16 protein-coding genes and 1 tRNA gene are annotated in these 17,221 nt (G+C 66.5%); 3 read left to right on the forward strand and 14 right to left on the reverse strand.

The window, feature by feature from the left end:
* Nucleotides 1–2: 2 nt before the first annotated feature.
* Nucleotides 3–1,295, reverse strand: a complete 1,293-nt coding sequence (locus HGP13_RS17385) for an efflux RND transporter periplasmic adaptor subunit (RefSeq protein ID WP_172227602.1) — start codon at nucleotides 1,293–1,295, stop codon at nucleotides 3–5.
* 101 nt (nucleotides 1,296–1,396) lie between these two features.
* Here HGP13_RS17385 and HGP13_RS17390 point away from each other — a divergent pair, with 101 nt between their 5' ends.
* Both HGP13_RS17390 and HGP13_RS17395 read left to right on the forward strand, forming a co-directional pair.
* A complete protein-coding gene (locus HGP13_RS17390) occupies nucleotides 1,397–2,305 on the forward strand; it encodes a PhzF family phenazine biosynthesis protein (RefSeq protein ID WP_172227604.1) in 909 nt (302 codons plus the stop codon).
* Nucleotides 2,306–2,411: 106 nt separating this feature from the next.
* Nucleotides 2,412–2,487: transfer RNA gene (locus tag HGP13_RS17395), tRNA-Lys, on the forward strand.
* 108 nt (nucleotides 2,488–2,595) lie between these two features.
* Here HGP13_RS17395 and HGP13_RS17400 read toward each other — a convergent pair.
* The 8 genes from HGP13_RS17400 to cbiE all read right to left on the reverse strand — a co-directional run bounded on the left by HGP13_RS17400 (nucleotide 2,596) and on the right by cbiE (nucleotide 9,312).
* On the reverse strand, nucleotides 2,596–2,856 hold the full coding sequence (locus HGP13_RS17400) for a hypothetical protein (protein WP_172227606.1): 261 nt from the start codon (nucleotides 2,854–2,856) through the stop codon (nucleotides 2,596–2,598).
* A gap of 74 nt (nucleotides 2,857–2,930) precedes the next feature.
* Nucleotides 2,931–3,941, reverse strand: coding sequence for a nicotinate-nucleotide--dimethylbenzimidazole phosphoribosyltransferase (gene cobT / locus HGP13_RS17405; RefSeq protein WP_172227608.1), 1,011 nt, complete (start codon nucleotides 3,939–3,941; stop codon nucleotides 2,931–2,933).
* A gap of 39 nt (nucleotides 3,942–3,980) precedes the next feature.
* A complete protein-coding gene (gene cobS, locus HGP13_RS17410; RefSeq protein ID WP_246707416.1) occupies nucleotides 3,981–4,796 on the reverse strand; it encodes an adenosylcobinamide-GDP ribazoletransferase in 816 nt (271 codons plus the stop codon).
* A gap of 5 nt (nucleotides 4,797–4,801) precedes the next feature.
* Entirely contained in the window at nucleotides 4,802–6,115 is a 1,314-nt protein-coding gene (locus HGP13_RS17415) for a cobyrinate a,c-diamide synthase (RefSeq protein WP_172227610.1), read from the reverse strand.
* Nucleotides 6,112–6,930 carry a uroporphyrinogen-III C-methyltransferase gene (gene cobA, locus HGP13_RS17420; RefSeq protein ID WP_172227612.1) on the reverse strand — a complete coding sequence of 273 codons (819 nt, stop codon included), beginning with the start codon at nucleotides 6,928–6,930 and terminating at the stop codon, nucleotides 6,112–6,114. Before cobA ends, HGP13_RS17415 begins: the two co-directional genes overlap by 4 nt.
* On the reverse strand, nucleotides 6,927–7,691 hold the full coding sequence (gene cobM / locus HGP13_RS17425; protein ID WP_172227614.1) for a precorrin-4 C(11)-methyltransferase: 765 nt from the start codon (nucleotides 7,689–7,691) through the stop codon (nucleotides 6,927–6,929). The genes cobA and cobM overlap by 4 nt, the downstream gene beginning before the upstream one ends.
* Nucleotides 7,688–8,074: a cobalamin biosynthesis protein gene (locus HGP13_RS17430; protein ID WP_172227616.1), complete on the reverse strand. Its 387-nt coding sequence runs from the start codon at nucleotides 8,072–8,074 to the stop codon at nucleotides 7,688–7,690. The genes cobM and HGP13_RS17430 overlap by 4 nt, the downstream gene beginning before the upstream one ends.
* Nucleotides 8,071–9,312: a precorrin-6y C5,15-methyltransferase (decarboxylating) subunit CbiE gene (gene cbiE / locus HGP13_RS17435; RefSeq protein ID WP_172227618.1), complete on the reverse strand. Its 1,242-nt coding sequence runs from the start codon at nucleotides 9,310–9,312 to the stop codon at nucleotides 8,071–8,073. Before cbiE ends, HGP13_RS17430 begins: the two co-directional genes overlap by 4 nt.
* A gap of 1 nt (nucleotide 9,313) precedes the next feature.
* Between cbiE and HGP13_RS17440 the strand changes: the two genes are divergently transcribed.
* Nucleotides 9,314–10,096: a cobalt-precorrin-6A reductase gene (locus HGP13_RS17440; RefSeq protein ID WP_172227620.1), complete on the forward strand. Its 783-nt coding sequence runs from the start codon at nucleotides 9,314–9,316 to the stop codon at nucleotides 10,094–10,096.
* On the opposite strand, the gene HGP13_RS17445 is transcribed toward HGP13_RS17440, so the two are convergent.
* Genes HGP13_RS17445 through cobN form a run of 5 tightly spaced genes read right to left on the reverse strand, consistent with a single transcriptional unit; the run spans nucleotide 10,060 to nucleotide 17,216 of the window.
* Entirely contained in the window at nucleotides 10,060–10,824 is a 765-nt protein-coding gene (locus HGP13_RS17445) for a precorrin-3B C(17)-methyltransferase (protein ID WP_172227622.1), read from the reverse strand. The genes HGP13_RS17440 and HGP13_RS17445 overlap by 37 nt on opposite strands.
* Nucleotides 10,821–11,579 carry a precorrin-2 C(20)-methyltransferase gene (locus HGP13_RS17450; protein ID WP_172227624.1) on the reverse strand — a complete coding sequence of 253 codons (759 nt, stop codon included), beginning with the start codon at nucleotides 11,577–11,579 and terminating at the stop codon, nucleotides 10,821–10,823. Before HGP13_RS17450 ends, HGP13_RS17445 begins: the two co-directional genes overlap by 4 nt.
* Nucleotides 11,576–12,208, reverse strand: a complete 633-nt coding sequence (locus tag HGP13_RS17455; RefSeq protein WP_172227626.1) for a precorrin-8X methylmutase — start codon at nucleotides 12,206–12,208, stop codon at nucleotides 11,576–11,578. Before HGP13_RS17455 ends, HGP13_RS17450 begins: the two co-directional genes overlap by 4 nt.
* Before the next feature lie 2 nt (nucleotides 12,209–12,210).
* Entirely contained in the window at nucleotides 12,211–13,590 is a 1,380-nt protein-coding gene (gene cobG / locus HGP13_RS17460) for a precorrin-3B synthase (RefSeq protein WP_172227628.1), read from the reverse strand.
* Nucleotides 13,587–17,216 carry a cobaltochelatase subunit CobN gene (gene cobN, locus HGP13_RS17465; RefSeq protein WP_172227630.1) on the reverse strand — a complete coding sequence of 1,210 codons (3,630 nt, stop codon included), beginning with the start codon at nucleotides 17,214–17,216 and terminating at the stop codon, nucleotides 13,587–13,589. Before cobN ends, cobG begins: the two co-directional genes overlap by 4 nt.
* Nucleotides 17,217–17,221: the final 5 nt, after the last annotated feature.

Raw genomic sequence — 17,221 nt, forward strand, 5'->3', positions numbered from 1 at the left:
AATCAACTCCGCTGCTGCGAGGCGGTGATGACCTGGGCGCCTTCCTCGAGGCCGGATATGATCTCGGTCAGTTCGCCATCGGTCGAGCCGATCTTGACGTTGACCGCATGCGGCCGGCCATTCTCCAGCACATAGAGCGTGCGCGAGCCATCGGTGGGGGCAGTCGCGGCCTGGCGCTGGCGATTGCCGCCGGGACGACCCATGCGGCCGGTGAACAGGTCGCTGAAGCTCCACGCACGGGCCGCCTGTTGCACCGGGCGGTAGCGGAAGGCGGTGGCGGGCACGGTGAGCACGCCCTTGGCTTCCCTCGTGACGACAGAAACGGTGGCGGTCATGCCGGGGCGCAGCAACAGCTCGTTGTTGTCGACCTCGAGCCGAGCATTGTAGGTGACGACGCCGTCGGTCGTGACCGAGGCGTAGGAGATGTCGCGGATCTCGGCATCGAACGGCCGCTCCGGGAAGGCATCGACGGTGAAGCGGGCATGCTGGCCAGTCTTGACGGCGCCGATGTCGGCTTCGTCGACCGCCGCCACCAGCTCCATGTTCCTGAGATCAGCGGCGATGATGAACAGCACCGGCGCCTGCAGCGAGGAGGCGACCGTCTGACCAGGGTCGACCGAACGCGTCAGCACGATGCCATCGATGGGCGCGTAGATCGTGCTCTTGGCAAGGTCGGTCTGCTGCGCCTTGAGGTCGGCCTGGGCGATGGCGAGATTGGCTCGCGCACTGTCGAGCGCCGCCTTGGCGCGGTCGCGCGTCGCGGTTGCCGCCTCGAGCGACTGGTCGGTCGCCATGCCGCGCTTGGTCAAGGCCGCCGCGCGCACCAGCGCGCTTTCGTTCTCGGCGAGCGTCACCGTGGCGTCTTCGACATTGGCAGCGGCGCCCTTGGCGGATGCCTCGGCGCGTTCGATCTGGACCTCGAGTTTCACCGTATCGAGCGTCGCCAGCACGTCGCCCTTCTTGACCTGCTGGTTCTCCTCGGCGGAGACCGAGCGGATGATGCCGGACAGTTCGCTGGAAATATCGACCTGGGTGAGCGGCTGCAGCGTGCCCGTCGCCGACACCTGGACGGTGAGGTCGGCCTTGGCGGCCGGCACGGTGGTGTAATCGATCTTGGCCGGCGTGCCCGCATACCATTGGTAGAGGCCAAGACCGGCGGCAAGCACGAGCAGGGTCAGCAACGCATAGACCCAGCCACGCCGGCGCGACTTGCTGCGCCCGTTTTTATCGAGCCCAAGCGCCGTCTCGATGGCGGAATCCGATTCCGTCTTTGGCAGATTGACAATCTGGTCCACGTCGGACCCCTATGATGCGTAATGTCCCTATCTGTGCACAGATCAGGCTTACTGGTTCAAATATCAAATTAAATTTCGCCCATGTTGGGAATGAGGCAGGAATGCAAACCCGGAATTACTTGCTTTACGATGTGTTTACGACCGAGCGACTGGCCGGCAACCCGCTGGCGGTGGTGTTGGATTGCAAAGGTCTGGACACGGCCGCGATGCAGGCCATTGCGCGCGAATTCAATCTGTCCGAATCGGTCTTTGTGCTGCCGCCGGACAATCCCAAGCACAAGAACCGCATCCGCATCTTTACGCCCGACTATGAAATGCCGTTCGCCGGCCATCCGACGGTGGGTTCTGCAATCGCGCTGGCGGAACTCTCCGGCGAGGGTGGGGCCGGCATCTTCGTGCTGGAAGAGAATATCGGCCCGGTGCGCTGCGCCGTCAGCACGCACGACGGCGCCACCTTCGCCGAGTTCGACCTGGCGAAACTGCCGGAGCCGCTGGAGCTTGAGGCCGATCCGCAGGCGATCGGTGCCGCCCTTGGCCTGGCGCCGCATGAGATCGGCTTCGAGAATCACCGCGTCGCCTTCTGGTCGGCGGGCGTGCCCTATGTCACCATTCCGGTGGCCAATCTCGAAGCGGCGGGCCGCATCCGGCTCGACAACCAGGCGTGGTCGGAACTGGCGCCGCGCAAGAGCGAGTGGGCCTTCGCCAGCCCCTATGTCTATTGCCGCGAGACGGTGAACCACGAAAGCGCCTTCCATGTGCGCATGATCGTGCCCGGCACGCCTTCCTATGAAGATCCGGCAACCGGTTCGGCGGCGGCGGCCTTTGCCGGCGCCATCATGCATTTCGATGGCCCGACCGACGGCATTTCACAGCTGTGGATCGAGCAGGGGCTGGAGATGGGCCGGCCGTCGCGCATCCGCCTGGAACTGACCGTGCAGGGCGGAAAACTGGCCTCGGCGCGCATTGGCGGCCATGCGGTGAAGGTTGCGGAAGGCAAGCTGTTCGTCTGAGACCTGCGGCACTTCAGCGATTTGTCGGGAAATGATTCCGGCAGGGCTAGACATGACCGATGGTGGCGGCTATATGCCCGCCAACGCCGGTTTTTGCCGGCCGAGTGGGTGCGTAGCTCAGTTGGTAGAGCAGCTGACTCTTAATCAGCGGGTCCACAGTTCAATCCTGTGCGCACCCACCAAATTCTTCAAAAGACTTGGTGGAAAGATCCTGAAAGCGAGACGCGTTTGCCGTGTCTCGCTCTTGCGTCATCCTTGCGGGACTGAACTCGGTCGTACCGTGTCATCCTTCAGGGGCCGCGTCTGTCGCGAAAAAGCCGGCTTAGAAACGCGCCGAAGCGGGAACCAATGCCGCCACGTCGGCGGCTACCGGAATCGATGCCATGTCTGCAGCCTGAAAAGTCGCTTATGACCCACCAGGCGGCGATCAGGAACGGGACCAGAACCGCGGCCTCGATCAGGCCGAAGCTGGCGTATCCGCCATGTAATATAGCGACGCCGGCTCCTATGATGAGATAGGCTGCGGAATAGGCGGGGTGGAACTTTCTCATATTGCCGCATTTGTCGAGGAATTGACGGTAATTGGACTTCAGCCGTTAGGTCCAAGGTCCAATGTTCGGTAGCCCTACTTCTCCGACACACCCGCCTCGGCAAAGCTCGCCATCCTTGCGTGGCACTCCAGCGCCGAGCGGACGATGTTGACGGCGAGGCAAGCGCCGGAGCCTTCGCCGAGCCGCATGCCGAGATCGAGCAGCGGCGGCAGGCTGAGCGCTTCGAGCAGACCGCGATGACCCGATTCGGCCGAGACATGGGCCGCGATGGTGTGGGCGAGGCCGGTTGGATGCAGCTTGGCCAGCGGCGCTGCGGCGGCGGTGCAGACGAAGCCGTCGAGCAGCACGGGTATGCCGAGGTGCCGAGCGGCGAGCGTGGCACCGAAGATGGCGGCGAGTTCGCGGCCGCCGAGTGCTGCGGCAATGCCCAGCGGATCGGCGAGGGCTGCGGCGTGGCGCTTGAGGCCGGCTTCGATGGCGACCACCTTGCGCTTCAGGCCGGCATCATCGACGCCGGTGCCGCGACCGGTCCATTTTTCCGCGCCGCCGCCGAACAGCGCCGCCGAGATGGCGGCGGCCGGCGTGGTGTTGCCGATGCCCATCTCGCCGAAGCAGACGAGGTCGAGGTCTTTCGTTACCGCGTCATAGCCGGCTGAGACAGCCGCGAGAAACGCCGTTTTATCCATCGCCGGTACTTGCGTGAAGTCACCGGTGGGGTGGTCGAGGTCGAGCGGGATGACGTCGAGTTCGGCGCCGGCGATGCGGGCGAGCTGGTTGATGGCAGCACCGCCACCGGCGAAATTCGCCACCATCTGCACGGTGACTTCAGAGGGGAAGGCCGACACGCCTTGCGCGGTGACGCCGTGGTTGCCCGCGAAGACGAAGATTTTCACCCGGTCGAGTCTCGGCATGTCGCGGCCCTGCCAGCGCGCCAGCCATGCGGCGATGCTCTCCAGCCGACCGAGGCTGCCTTGCGGCTTGGTCAGCGTGTCCTGGCGGTTGGCAACCGCCTTTGCGGCTGTATCGCTGCCGGCTGGCAGATCAAGGCAGGCGGCGCGCAGTTCATCGAGGGATTTGAAGGGCATGGGGGCAAAGTCTCCGAAAGGGAATCAGGCCAAAGGGAATCAAGAGAGGGCGACGGAAGCGACGAGCAGCACCGCGATTTCGCTCACCTGCTGCAAGGCGCCGATCGTGTCGCCGGTCTGGCCACCGATCTGGTTGAGGCAAAGGGCGTGAAAGGCGGCAAACAGCAGGCCAAGCAGGATGAGCGCGGCGATGGCGCCGCCGATCCCAAGCAGGAGGAGCGGAATCGCGCCGAGCACGGCGCCGACGATGGCTATTTCGAGCGAGACGGTGCCGGCGCCGGCCGAGAGGCCGTCATCGCGCGCTGGCGGCAAGAGATGCATGAAGGCGCCCAGCAGACCACGCGAGGCCGCATGGGCGGCAACAAGGGCAAAGAGAGCCTGCGTCGGGTCGACCAATTGCGACAGCGCGCTCCAGCGGATGAGCAGCGACAGGGCCAGCGCCATGGCGCCATAAGCGCCGATGCGGCTGTCGCGCATGATCTCCAGTTTGCGGCCGCGCGATTTGCCGCCGCCAAAGCCGTCGGCGACATCGGAAAGCCCGTCCTCATGCAGGCAGCCAGTGGTGACCACCGTTGCGACAAGGGCAAGGGCTGCCGCCGGACCCATGGCAAGGCCAAACCGTTCCGCCGTGGCAAAGACGATCGCGCCGATCAGGCCAACGACAAGGCCGGCGATGGGGGCGGCCCAGATCGCGGCGGCAAGGCTGCGGCCGCGAAAATCGAAGACGGGGAGCGGCAGTCTGGTGAAGAACACCAGGCAGAGCGCGATGTCGTCGAGAATCTGTCGTGGCGAAACGATGATGTTCCGGACCATGAGCCTGATCTTTTCCGAAAACCGGTCGCCATTTTTCGGCATCTTGTTCAGCCCCTCGCAATGGCGTGGAAGAAGGTGCCGCTGACATGGCCGCGCCGGTAGCCGGAGGCGCCGATCGGATTGCCCTGGCCATCGGCGAGGTCGGCCAAAGGCTCATCATTGCCGGTGGCGGTCATCTGCGCATAGTGAAATTCGTGGCCGCGGATCAGCGCGCCTTGCGCCCCCAGCGGGCAGTCGGCGCGCAGCCGTGCCTCGCGGTAGCCGAGGTTCATCTTGCGCTTGGCGAAGCTGGTGGAATGGCCGAGCAGGCCGAGCATGCGATGCGTCTCACCCGATGCATCCTCCAGCGCTTCGCCGAGCACCATGAAGCCGCCGCACTCGCCGTGAATGGGCTTCGTCGCGGCAAATCTTGCCATGCCGGTTTTGAACGTCTCCGCCGCTGCGAGCTTGCCGGTATGAAGCTCGGGATAGCCGCCGGGCAGCCAGCAGACATCGCAGCTGTCGTCAGGCGCTTCATCGGCAAGCGGCGAGAACGGAACGATTTCCGCGCCGGCCTTGCGCCAGTAGGCGGCGACATGCGGGTAGAGGAAGGTGAAGGCGGCATCTTCGGCCAGCGCGATGCGTTGGCCTGGCGGCTGCAGCGCGCCGGCGAAACCGCCGGGCGCCGGGGCGAGGGGCGTTGCCAGCGCCATGATCGCGTCGAGATCGAGCGACTTCTCCGCCATATCAGCCAGCCGGTCGAGATGCGCCATCAGATCATCATACTCGCCGGCCTGGACGAGGCCGAGATGGCGTTCGGGCAGATTGAGCGTGGGATCGCGTAAAATGGCGCCCACGACGGGCAGGCCGATCGCCTCGATGGCGTCGCCGGACAGCCGGCGGTGGCGCTCGCTGCCCAGCCGGTTGAGCACGACGCCGGCCATACGGACATCCGGATCGTAGGTGGCAAACCCCTTGGCGACGGCCGCAGCCGTGGTCGATTGTCCGGACACGTCGAGCACCAGCAGCACCGGCAGGCCGTAGAGCCGGGCGAGGTCGGCGGCAGAGCCGGTGCGGCCCGGCGCGGCCGGAATGCCGTCGAACAGGCCCATCGCGCTCTCAAGGATGACGAAATCGGTGTCGTCGGCCTGTTGCGCGGCCAGCGCATTGAGCAGCGACGGAGGCATCGCCCAGCTGTCGAGATTGACGCCGGAAAGCCCGGTGGCGGCAGTATGAAAACCGGGATCGATATAGTCGGGGCCGGATTTGGCGCCACGCACTTTAAGCCCGCGCCGGGTGAGCGCGCGCAAAATGCCGATGGTGACGCTGGTCTTGCCCGAGCCGGAGCGCGGCGCGCCGATGATGATGGCGCGGGCGGTCATGCCTGCGCCGCCAGTGCCGCGCGCATGGCGACGATGCCGCCGACCACGATCAGCGCCGGCGAGGCAAGGCCTGCGGCGGCTGCTTCCTCGGCAATGGTGGCGAGCGTCGCAACGACGGTTCGCTCCTGCGGCGTCGTCGCGGCGACGATCACCGCCGCCGGCGTCGATGGCGCCAGCCCGCCGTCGAGCAATGCGGCTGCGATCAGCGGCAGATTGGCCATGCCCATATAGACGACGACTGGCTGGCCGGTGCGGGCGATCGCCGCCCAGTCGAGGTCGTCATCGGTGCCGGCGGCATGGCCGGTCGCCAGGATCACCGCCTTGTTGATGCCGCGCATGGTGGCCGGAATGCCGGTCGCGGCCAGCGCGCTGAGGCCCGAGGTCAGGCCGGGCAAGACCAGGAAGGGGATATCTTCCCGCGCGAGCGCCAGCGCCTCTTCGCCGCCTCGGCCGAAAATATAGGGGTCGCCGCCCTTCAGCCTGACGACGCGGCGGCCTTCACGCGCCAATCTGACCAGCAATGCGGTGATGTCGTCCTGCTTCATCGACGGTTTTCCGCCGCGTTTGCCGGCGAAGAACAGCTCGGCATTTTCCGCAACCGCGACGACATCGGGCGAAACCAGCGCGTCGTAGACCAGCGCATCTGCCTCGGCCAACGCCGCCAGCACTTCCAGCGTCAGGCAGCCGGGGTCGCCGGGGCCGGCCCCAGCCAGCCAGACATGGCCCGGCTCAAGCCGGCGCGGCTTGAAGTTCAGCCGCGACAGAGCCTGTTCGAGCGTGGCGTTCTCGCCGTTGGTTTTGGTGCTGCCGCTCACAATCCGTCCCGTCCGCGAAAACGCCGCTGGTAGTGGGCGTCGTACAATGAACTCTCGCCAAAGCCTTCCGCCGCCAGCGAGCGGCCGACGAAGATGATCGCCGTGCGCTCCATCGGATCGGCGGCGAGCTGTGCCTCGATGGTCGCCAGCGTGCCGGTCAGCACGCGCTCGTCCGGCCAGGAAGCGCGGAAGACGATCGCCACCGGGCAATCGCCGCCATAGTGCGGTGTCAGTTCAGCGACGACGCGGTCGATGGCGTGGATGGCCAGATGAATGGCCAGCGTGGCGCCGGTGCGGCCGAAGCCGGCCAGCGTTTCGCCGGGCGGCATCTTTGACGCACGTCCGGAGACGCGGGTCAGCACCAGGCTTTGCGCGACTTCGGGAATGGTCAGTTCGCGGCGCAGTGCGGCAGCGGCAGCAGCGAAGGAGGGCACGCCCGGCGTCAGAGTGTAAGGGATGCCGTGCTTTTCCAGCCGGCGGATCTGCTCGGCAACGGCGCTCCACACCGACAGGTCGCCGGAATGCAGGCGGGCGACGTCATGGCCTGATTTGTGGGCGTCGAGGTAGGCGGCCTCGATCTCGTCGAGCGACATCGGTGCGGTGTCGATCAGTTTCGTCCCTGGCGCGCAATGCTGCAGCAATTCAGGCGCGACGATCGAGCCGGCGTGGAGGCAGACCGGACAGCTTGCCAGAAGCCTGGCACCGCGCAGCGTGATGAGGTCGGCGGCGCCCGGACCGGCGCCGATGAAATGGACGGTCATTCAGCATCTCCGCTGATGGCGATGGCACAGGTGACCGGGCCGAGCACAATGCGGGGACCGAGCAGCCTGGCGCCTTTGCTGGCGACCGCAAGGGCGGATGCCTCGGAAACCGAGGGCGTGCCGGCGAGTTCTTGCGAGAGGCTGGAACTGCTGAGCGTGCCCGGCGAGGCGGCTTGAAGTGCTGCGTCATCGACGATGATGACCGGAAGGTTGAGCGTGCGGCCAGCGGCAGCGATCGCATCTTCATCCTTCTTGAGCGCGGCGGTTGCCAGGGCCGAAAGAGCCGTCATCGCCAGCCCGTGTGCTGCGAGAGCGGATTCAATCGCTGCAAGCACCTCTTCAACGCTCACGCCTTTTCGGCTGCCGATGCCCGCGACCATCATGGCTTCACCCAGCTCCACTGCGTGACCGGCATGGCCGGCCGCCATGCCTGCATCGAGCCGACCGGAGACGCGCGGGAGATGTTGATCCGGGTGAGATCGCCACCGAGTTTCGTGTGCTGCGCGAGAAGCAGGGCCTCCATCTCCAGCGTCACCGCATTGGCAACCAGGCGGCCGCCTGAGCGCAGCGCCTTGATGGCGGCCTTCAACACGCCGGTGTCGCTGCCGCCGCCGCCGATGAAGATCGCGTCCGGCGTGTCCAGCCCGGCAAGTGCCTTGGGCGCGCTGCCTTCCACCACGACAAGGCCGGGAACGCCACAGGCAGCGGCGTTGCGACCAATGCGGGCGGCGCGGATCGGGTCGGCTTCGATGGCAATAGTGCGCATCAGGGGGTGGGCCAGCATCCATTCGATGCCGATGGAGCCGGAGCCGGCGCCGATATCCCACAGCAATTCGCCGCGCCTCGGCGCCAGCGCCGACAGGGTGATGGCGCGGATTTCGCGCTTGGTGATCTGGCCATCATGATCGAACAGATGATCGGCAAGGCCTACCGTGAGCGGCAGCACGCGCGCCTGAGGGTTCGAATCAATCTCGATCGCCAGCACGTTGAGCGGATTGATGTTTTCCAGATCGAAGGCATCAGCGCGGACGGTGCGCTGCGCTTCCTTTGGCCCGCCAAGAGCCTCCAGGACCGTCAGCCGTGAGGCGCCGAAATCGAGTTCGGTGAGCAGACGGGCAATTGCCGCTGGCGCTTCGGCATCCGACGTCAATGCCAGGATGCGCGCATTCGGCTGCAGCAGCGGACGGATCAGGTCGAGCGGACGGCCATGCAGCGAGATCGTCTCGATGTCCTGCAGCGCCCAGCCCAGGCGGGCGGCCGCCAGCGAAATGGCTGACGGCGCAGGGATGACATGCATCGCCTGTGGCTTCACTTTGCGGGCGAGGGTCGCGCCGACCCCGTGGAAGAAGGGATCGCCGGAGGCGAGCACGCAGACTTTGCTGCCGGCAAGCGCCAACACGTCGCTCATTCCCGCATCGAAAGGGACCGGCCAGGGGCAGGGCTTGCCGTTGGCGAAGGATGCGACCAGCGCCAGATGCCGCTTGCCGCCAAAGATGAACTCTGCTTCGGCGATCCGCTGCTTGGCCTCGTCACCGAGACCCGCTAAACCGTCCTCGCCGATGCCGACGATTGTGAGCCATCGTGAGTTGAGCTCGGCACCGCGCGGACCCTCAGCAGGCATGATGACCCACCGCATTCTGATCCTCGGCGGCACCACGGAAGCCCGGCAACTGGCCGGAAGGTTGGCCGCGCGTACCGATTGCTCGGTTAGTCTGTCGCTGGCCGGCCGCACCGAAAACCCGATCGCCCAGAACGTGCCGACAAGGGTCGGCGGTTTTGGTGGTGCTGGCGGGCTGGCGGCCTATCTCAATGACATGCGGATCGACCTGCTGATCGATGCCACGCATCCCTATGCGGCGCGGATCTCGGCCAATGCAGCGCAAGCGGCACGCATGGCCGGCGCGCCGATTTTCGCATTGCGGCGTCCCGGCTGGGAGCCTGTCGAAGGCGACCGCTGGACTCAGGTTGATGCGGTCGGCGAGGCCGTGCAAGCGCTTGGCGCCAAGCCGCGCCGCGTTTTCCTGGCGTTCGGTAGGCAAGAGGTCGCCGCGTTCGAGGCCGCACCCCAGCACCACTATCTCATCCGCAGCGTCGATGCGGTCGAGCCGAAGCTGGCCGTTGCCGACGCTGACTATCTGCTGGCGCGCGGGCCGTTCCTTGAGACGGACGAACGCGTCTTGCTCGAAAACCATCGCATCGATGTCGTCGTGTCGAAGAACAGCGGCGGCGCCGCTACCTATGGCAAGATTGCCGCGGCGCGGGCGCTGGGCATCGAGGTGGTCATGGTGCGCAGGCCGGCCTTGCCGGACGTGCCTTCGGCTGAAACCGTCGAAGCGCTGGCCGCGCTTATTGATCAACTTGGGGTCGATCATTTTGTCGAGCCCGCTGCCGAACGCGGCGTGTAGACCAGCGCCGGTCTATCGCCACGCTTGATGATCCGGGTTTCCGGCGAGCCGATGATGATGCAGGTCGCCATGTCGGCCTTTTGCGCGTCGACGTCGGCCAGCAGGAACACCTCGATGCGTTCGTCCGGCCGGCCGGCGGCGCGGCCGAAGATGACCGGCGTGGTGCCGGGCAGGATTGCGGTCAGGCACTCGAAGGCGCGGCCTAGCTGCCAGGGGCGGGCCTTGCTGATCGGGTTGTAGAGCGCGATGACGAAGCCGGCGCCGGCCGCAGCCAAGAGGCGCAGTTCGATCAGGTCCCATGGCTTCAGATTGTCGGACAGGGAGATGGCGCAGAAATCGTGGCCGAGCGGCGCGCCGATGCGGGCGGCAACCGCGAGCATGGCGGTGATGCCCGGCACAACGGCGATATCGACCGCACGCCATTCGGCGGGACCAGCCTCGATCGCCTCGCAGACGGCGGCGGCCATGGCGAAGACGCCGGGATCGCCACCCGAAACCACGGCGACGTCATGGCCCTCGGCCGCCTTGATCAAGGCATCCTTGGAGCGGGCGAGCTCCTCGCGATTGTCTGAGGCGACGCGGGTCTGGTCCGGGCGCAGCTCCAGCCGGTCGAGATAGGGTTTGTAGCCATAGAAGAATTTCGCTTCCGCGACGGCGCGGCTGGCCTCCGGCGTGACCTGATCGGCATTGCCAGGCCCGAGGCCGATGACGGTGATACGGCCGCTCATGCCTGCGCCCCCAGCACGCCGGGCCGGCCGGACCAGCCGGCGACCAGCACAATGGCGAAGTAGGGCGCCTTGTCGTCCTGTTTGTCGGCAAGCTTCATCGACACGCTGCCGGCCATGGTGCCGCGCTCAACATAGATGGCGCGCGTCAGCTTGCCGGTCGCTTCCAGCGCCCGCCTGATCTTCGGCAGGTTGCGGCCGACCTTCATGATGACGGCGGCATCGGTGTCGGCGAGGCGACGCGTCAGTTCGAACTCGCTCATCGTGCCGGGCAAAACCGTCAGCACGTCGTCACCCTGGACGATCGGTAAACCGGTCTGCGACCAGCAGCCGGACATTGCGGTGACACCGGGAATGACTTCCGTGGGGAAACGATGAGCGAGGCGCACATGCAGATGCATGTAGGAGCCGTAGAAAAGCGGGTCGCCTTCGGACAGAACCGCTACCATCCTGCCGGCTTCGAGATGTTCGGCGACCTTCTCGGCCGACTCTTCATAGAAGCCTGTGATCTGCGAGCGGTAGTCGTCGTGGCCCTTGTCGATTTCGGTGGTCACAGGATAGAGCAGTGGCAGTTCCAGCATGTCCGGCCGGAAGCGCGCTTCGACGATGGCGCGGGCATTGCTGTTGTTGCCGCGCTTGGCGAAATAGGCGACGACATCGGCTTCGGCCAAGGCCCGCGCGGCCTTGAGCGTCAACAGTTCGGGGTCGCCGGGACCGGTGCCGACGCCGACAAGCCTTCCTTTGGGAAGCGCGTTCACAGGCCGGGCCTCGCCAGGGAATTGAGCGCGGCGGCGGTCATGGCGCTGCCGCCAAGCCGGCCGCGTACGATGGCATAGGGAACGCCATAGGAATTCTCGGCCAGCTGGTCCTTCGATTCGGCGGCACCGACGAAGCCGACCGGCATGCCGATGATGGCCGCCGGCTTCGGCGCACCATCGCGCAGCTTTTCCAGGAGATAGAACAGTGCGGTCGGTGCATTGCCGATGGCGACCACCGAACCGGCCATGCGCTCGCCCCACAGGTCGATCGCGGCGGCCGAGCGGGTGTTGCCGATCGCCTTGGCGATGTCATGCGTGCGCGGGTCGCGCAGCGTGCAGATCACCTCGTTGCCGGCGGGCAGCCTGGCGCGGGTGACGCCATGCGAGACCATCTCCGCGTCACAGAAGATCGGCGCGCCGGCCGCCAGAGCGGCGCGGGCGGCAGCAACGAAATCAGGTGAAAAAACAAAATGGCTCGACGCTTCGACCTGGCCGCAGGCATGGATCATGCGGATGGCGACATCAGCCTCGGCTTCGGAAAAACGCGAGAGGTCGGCCTCGGCGCGGATGATGGCGAAGGAGCGCTCGTAGATCGCCGTGCCGTTGTGAATGTAGTCGTAGGCGGCCATGCTCATTTCCGTTTTTCACTTTGGGCCTGTCGGTAAGCCTCGGCGATTGCTGCCGGCCCGAGCCTTGTCAGGCAAGCGGCGGCGGTTTCGCCTTCAAATCGTGCGCTGCGGATCACGGCAGCAACGCGACTGAAGCCGCGCGCGGCGTCATAGCCCGGCCTGTAGCCGGCAGGAAGGGCCTTTGCCGTCGCGTTCACGACAAGTCCGGCTCCATTTTCGCCGCCGACGATTGTGAGTGCCGCCGGGCCGGGATGGGCGCAGCCCTTAGCACAGCCGGAAATGTGCAAGGTGAAGTCGAGGATGTCGGCATTTTCAGCGGCAATCGTTTCGGCGATGTCGCGCGTGGCGATGCGGCCGGAAGCGCAGGCCGGCGTGCCGGGGCACGCGGCGATGCGCGTGCGCGGGTCGGTGGGAGAGGTGACGAAGCCGAGGGTGGCGGCGGTTTGTTGGAGGGGCTCGTTGGCGGTTGCCGGTTGGCCAAGGAAGAGCAGAGCGCGGCCTGGGGCGAGGCGGATTTCGGTGGTGCCGAAGGCGAGGGCGCTTTGGGCGAGGGCGATAATTTTGTCGGCTGGCATGCTGCCGTAGGGGAGACCGATGCCGAGGGCGAAAGTGTCGCCGGCTAAGGGGAAAAGGCCGATAGGTTTGCGCGGGGCGCCCCCCTCTGTCCTGCCGGAGGAGGGCGCCTCGCGCAAACTTGTCAGGTATAGCCAACCGGCGAGAGACGCCAATTGCCGTTCCGACAAATCACGCGCATGGGCGTCGCGGCCCTTCTCGGCAACCATTCGGAGAGCAGCGACAGTGATGTCGCGCGCTGCATTGTCATCAACCGTCGCAAGCAGTTTCGCGCTTTGGCCGTCCACAGCGACAGATACAGTCCATAGAACGCCTTCGTTGCTCTGCACCGCCGTCAGCCGCACATCGGCCGTCACCGCATCCATCGTCAGTTGCCCGCCACCATCCACGACAACCGAAACCTTCGGTCCAAGCCTTGGCGTCAGCCCTGCGTCCTCGATCGCCACCCTGATCCGCTCCGCCAGCAGCCGGGGATCGGCGATCTCTTGCGGATCGATGCCCGCCAGCGGTCCGGTCTCGACCGGCACGCCGGTGCGCACCGCAATGCCAAGTGCATCCACCTCCGCCGCCAGCAGCGCAGCACTTTCCGTTGTCAGACCGCGTATCTGCAAACTACCGCGCGCGGTGACTTCCATGATGCCGTTGCCATGCCGCAAGGCGGATTCGGCCAGCCCAATCAACAGTTTCGGCGATAAGCCTCCAGAAGAGGGGCCTCCGGCAACAGGATTGAGCCGCACCAACAGCCCATCGCCGGTCTGCATCGGCGCCGACAAAGCCGGGCAGGCACCGCGACGCGAGAAGGCGTTCATGCCGCCACCCCGAGCGCCTCGGCCTCGGCAATCAGCGCGGCGAGATCATCGTCGATGGAATTGCGCAAGGGATGCCAGAGGCCACGCCGGCGCGCCGAGAGAAAACGCTCGGCAATGACTTTCGCGGCGGCCGGGTTTTCACGCAGGATGAACGCGCGGACCAGGGGATCGCCGACATAGGCGTCGTGCACGGCCTCGATCAGCGCACCCGATATGGCATGGGTGGTTTCGGCGAAACCGACCAGCCGGTCGACCGTCTCTGCGAATTCCGATGCGCCGCGCGGGCCGTGGCGCATCTGGCCCGATATGAAGCGCGGATTGACGGCGCGGGCACGCACGACGCGTGACACGGCCTCGCTGACCGAGCGCGGCTTCGGCTTTTGCGGGTCCGTCGTGTCCAGCACGATGACGTCGGCATTCCTGCCGAGAGCTGCCAGCGCTGCCGAAAAACCGCCGATAAAGGCGACATCGGCGGAGCCTTCGAGAATGTCGCGACCGGGGTCGTCGCCGGTGTGGACGAGAAGATCGGCTTCGGCGATGCGGCCCTCGAAGGCGCCGGGTGTCGAGATGCCTTCGCCGCCTTCGCCGCCATAGGCATGCGAGGTGGCATCGAGATAGGCGCGGCCAATCTCTTCGCGCGCTGCCCAGTCGCCTCGGGACAAAATATCCTCGACGCCGGCACCGTAAGTGCCGGGCGAGGTGCCGAAGATGCGCGGGCTGATCTTGCCGTCGGCGCGGGTCCTGGCCGCGAGCGGGTTTTCCGAATCGTCCTCGTCGCGCGCGGCAACGGCGTTGGCGGCGGCGTCGATCAGTGCGATCTGGGTCGGGAACATGTCGCGGAACAGGCCTGAGATGCGCCAGGTGACGTCGACGCGTGGGCGACCGAGCGTGGCCGGCGGCAGCACTTCGATGCCGGTGATGCGGCCGGTGGCGTGATCCCATTGCGGCCGGCAGCCCATCAGCGCCAAGCCTTGCGCGATCTCCTCGCCGCCTGTGCGCAGCGAGGCCGAGCCCCAGAGATCGATGACCAGCGAGCGCGGCCAGTCGCCATGCGACTGCATATAGCCGCGCACGACTTCTTCCGCAGCCGCCCTGCCGAGATCATAGGCGGTGGGCGTCGGCATGGTGCGCGGGTCTGACGTGAACAAATTGCGGCCGGTCGGCAGCACGTCGGAACGTCCACGCGCGGGCGCGCCGGCCGGGCCGGCCTTGACGTGACGGCCATCGAGCGCGGCGACCAGCGCCGCCTTTTCAGCCTCGGCACTCTGTCGGCGCATGGCGTCAGGCTCATCGTCGGGCGCGCGGCCATAGATATGCAGCCCGTCCTTGATGGCGAAATCCTTGAGGTCGCAGAGCCAGGCATCGATCCGGCGCAACGCCTCGTCGGGGGCATCGGTCCCGGCGACGCCGGCTTCGGAGGCGAGGCCGGTCATTTGCGCTGTGTCGACGATCAGCTTGGCCAGGCGGTCGCGGCGGCGGCGGTCGAGCCCGTCGGCCTGGGCGTATTCGTCGACCAGGCGCTCGAGTTTGTGCTGGTTTTCGTCCAAACCGGCGCCGGTCAGCGGCGGTGGCAGATGTCCGAGGGTGACGGCGGCAATGCGCCGCTTGGCCTGCGCCGCCTCGCCGGGATTCGAGACGATAAAGGGATAGATCACGGGTAATGCGCCGGTGACGATCTCGGGAAAGCAGGTTTGCGACAGCGCGACCGTCTTGCCGGGCAGCCATTCCAGCGTGCCGTGGGCGCCGACATGGATCAGCGCGTGGACACCGAGCGATTTGCGCAGCCACAGGCCGAAGGCGAGCAACGCGTGGCGCGGCGGTAGGGTCGGGTCGTGGTAATCGGCGCGGCGGTCGGCTGAGCGGCCGCGATCGGGGGCGAGCGCCACGGTGATGTTGCCGAAGGTGGCGGCGCGGAAGGGGAAGCTTGCGGAGATTGGCGCTTGAGCACCCCCCTCTGTCCTGCGGGACATCTCCCCCTCAAGGGGGGAGATTGGCAGGTCGGGCGCCGGATCTCCCTTTGCAACGGTCGCTATTGGCGAGGGCGGTAATGACGGCGTGATCTCCCCCCTTGAGGGGGAGATGTCCCGCAGGACAGAGAGGGGGGCCTCTCGCAAACCTGTCTCTTCTGCCTTGCCCCATGCCGCTTCTACTGCGGCAATTGCCTCGGCCGGCAACCCTTTCGAGAGCCCGAGATAGTCGTCCAGCCCCAGCCCACCATCGCCCCGCTCCAGCAAATCCAGCAATTCACGCGGCGTTTGCGGAATCCCTTCAACGACATAGCCCTGTTCGCTGAGGCCATACAGCATGGCCAGCACACTCGACGGCACGTCGAGGCCGACCGCATAGCCAGTCCTGCCCGGCGCGCTTGGGTAATCCGGGATCAGGATGGCCAGCTTGCGCTCGGCGCGGGGCGTCCCCTGCAGTTTGATGAAGGCCGCCACACGGTCCGCCACCTGCGCCACGCGATCCGGTTCCGGCCGGTTGGCGAAGGCGCGATGGCCGAGCGCCGGATCAACTTCGCTCTCGCCCTTGAAGGAAATCGCGCCGGCGAGGATGCGGCCGTCGAGTTCGGGCAGCACGACATGCATGGCAAGGTCGGCGGGCGCCAGGCCGCGCTGGTTGTTTTTCCAGACGTCGAGGCGGGTGGTGGCGACGATGACCTGGAAGACGGGCACGCCGGCGCGGTCGAACAGGGTTTCGACACCGGGTTCGGCACCGGAGGCGAAGGCGGTCGCGGTGATGATGGCAGCGGGGTTCAGGGAGGCGAGGGCTGTTTCCACGAAGGCCAGGGATGTCTGGTCTTTCAGGCTGGAGACGAAGATGGGGACCGGGAGCATGCCGCGTTGGCGCAGCGCTTCAAAAAGGGCGTCGATGGGCGCGACATCTGCGGCGAGCAGCATCGAGCGGTAGAACAGGATCGGCACGACCTTTCCCTCCACCTCGAGGGGAGGGTGGCCCGCAGGGCCGGGTGGTGCGACCGGGCGCGACGTTTCTTTGAGTCGGCGCGTTTCGGAGAGGACCCCACCCCCGGCCTGCGGCCGGGCCCTCCCCACTAGGGGGAGGTGGACGCCGCCGCGGTTCGGCTCGTAGTAGCCCGCTTTCGGCACGCTGACCGGCTCGGTGACAGCTGCCTCCGCCCCCGCCAACCTTCCCAGCCTGCGCACCAGCGCGCTCATATTGGCCGGGCCGCCCTCACGGAAATAGCCGAGCAGGCTATCCAATTCCTCACGCGGCAGTGTCGAGGCTTCGATCAAGCGCAGATCCTCGTCGTGGCTTTCACCCGGAAGCAGCGCCAGTTTGATGCCGCGTTCGCGGGCCGTCGCGGCAAGCTGGTCGCAGCCGTAGCGCCACCAGTCGTAGCCGCCGAGGATGCGCACCAGGATGATTTTGGCGTGGCGGGCGACGCTGTCGACCCAAAGGTCGACGGACATGGGGTGGCGCAGGTCGCGTAGCGCCGCCAGCCGCATCGAGGGCAGGCGGCCGGCATCCGCCTTCCACGCGGCTGCAAGGCCGGCGAGGTCGCTGTCGGTGAAGGACAGGGCCACGATATCCGCCGGCGTCTGCCGCAGATCGACCGGCTCGGCGAGATCGTCGAGCGAGGCGGAGGTCGTGGTTAGGATGTGCATCGCGG

The organism is Mesorhizobium sp. NZP2077, from assembly GCF_013170805.1.
Classification (GTDB): domain Bacteria; phylum Pseudomonadota; class Alphaproteobacteria; order Rhizobiales; family Rhizobiaceae; genus Mesorhizobium.